This window comes from Piscirickettsia salmonis LF-89 = ATCC VR-1361, assembly GCF_000297215.2.
Taxonomy (GTDB): Bacteria; Pseudomonadota; Gammaproteobacteria; order Piscirickettsiales; family Piscirickettsiaceae; genus Piscirickettsia; species Piscirickettsia salmonis.
This window is the reverse complement of the sequence record NZ_AMFF02000070.1, coordinates 1-1,634: the sequence shown is the minus strand read 5'-3', so window position 1 is coordinate 1,634 and position 1,634 is coordinate 1. Positions and strand designations below refer to the sequence as shown.

At 38.3% G+C, this 1,634-nt stretch carries 2 protein-coding genes and 1 pseudogene; 1 reads left to right on the top strand and 2 read right to left on the bottom strand.

Features of this window, described 5'->3' with window-relative positions:
• Nucleotides 1-166, bottom strand: a pseudogene (locus C200_RS14940) (helix-turn-helix domain-containing protein); the annotation flags it as partial.
• A gap of 313 nt (nt 167-479) precedes the next feature.
• Nucleotides 480-779 carry an HU family DNA-binding protein gene (locus tag C200_RS07445; protein WP_016212302.1) on the bottom strand — a complete coding sequence of 100 codons (300 nt, stop codon included), beginning with the start codon at nt 777-779 and terminating at the stop codon, nt 480-482.
• Nucleotides 780-963: 184 nt separating this feature from the next.
• Between C200_RS07445 and C200_RS07440 the strand changes: the two genes are divergently transcribed.
• A complete protein-coding gene (locus tag C200_RS07440; protein WP_129556481.1) occupies nt 964-1,395 on the top strand; it encodes an HU family DNA-binding protein in 432 nt (143 codons plus the stop codon).
• The last annotated feature ends 239 nt before the right edge of the window (nt 1,396-1,634 follow it).

Sequence of the window (1,634 nt, the reverse complement as noted above, 5' to 3'; positions counted from 1 at the left end):
CAATAAAGACCTTTTAAATCGAATTGGGGTATTCCGGTTTAATCTCACGGCTAATCGTGCTAGGAGAAAAGCCAAGTGCTCTAGCAATTGATCTGAGCGAGTCTCCCTCTGATAACCGTTGTTCGATATAAAAACGATCTTTTTCATTTAAGTGCCGATAAACCATCTCTACCCTCTAAGTCAAAAGGCGAACTAGAGAGTTTATCTGTATGAATATGAACTCTCTACTGAGTGTTGCACTTCAGATGACGGAGGGCGTTTCAGTTAAACACCACAAGTAATCTTCATTTTGTTTTACCTTGTCACCTAATACAGAATACAAGGCATGGTTAATCGCTTTTCTATCAACATCAAACTTCTTAGCAATGTCTTTCGGCTCTCCCGCAATAAATGTGGAGACCTTAAACGCTTGCCATTACTAGCCTGGGCAGGTACTTCATATTTCGATTTAAATGATTTATGTCGCCGATTGAGAGCACTTATTGATTAACAGCTTCTTTTAAACCCTTGCTGACCTTAAAATTCACAGAGTTTGAGGCTTTAATAACCATTGGCGCGCCATTTGAAGGATTACGGCCTTGTCGCTCTGGACGATGTTTCACTTCAAAATTACCAAAACCAACTAATGATACTTTTCCACCATCTTTGAGTGAGGTTTCTAGGCCATCAAGCACTGCATCAATCGCTTTTGTTGCGTCTTTGACGCTACTGTAATGCTCTTTTTCAACTAAGCACTTTGCAAGATCAATTTTTCCTACAGGTTTTTTACTTTCACTCATGTGTATTGCCCTTTATTTATTAGTTTTCTTAGCCTCAAAAGTATAGGAATAGAGCCATCAAGTAAAGTTTGATTGATAAATTTCATGTTTTAGACGATATTGTTGTGAAATTACTTGTTAAATCATGGATATTGCTATGTTTGTGTGCTAATCGTAAGATAAGCCAAACTTAATGGAGATAGATATGGCCGCTACAAAACGTGCAAGTGCAGCAAAAAAGAAACCTATTAAAAAAGCGACACCCAAAAAGGCTATCGCTGCTAAAAAAACAACTACAGCGAAGAAAAAAACTCCGGCATTAAAGGCAGTGAAAGAAAAGCAGACTAAAAGTGAAATTATTGTTGATATTGCAGAAGCACTGAATCTTGAGCGTAAGGATGTAAAGGAATTTTTTACCGCCTTAAAAAATCAAGTGGAACGCCATGTTAAAAAAGGTGGTTCAGGTGAGTTTTCGATCCCAGATTTAGGAGTCAAATTGAAAAGGGTGAAAAAGCCTGCGACCAAGAAGCGTAAGGGCAGAAACCCAGCCACAGGTGAAGAAATTATGATCAAAGCAAAGCCAGCGCGCACAGTGGTGAAAGCAACAGCGTTAAAAGCGTTGAAAGAAATGGCATAATAGAGCATTTTGCCATTATTAATTTATGAGAGTAAATCCTCACCTCTCATTTGAAGAGCCTTGTAAGCTCCGAAGGCGAGGCTTTTCATCTTAGTTATAGGGTTAGATGTATGAATACGCAGTATCAGGCAGGACAGCCGCTTTCTATGTTGCTATGTTTTCCCGATATTTTAGATAGATTAATCGAAGCATCTTGTGAACAACTTAAAATATTAAGATTAGCTGTAAAACTCCAGATA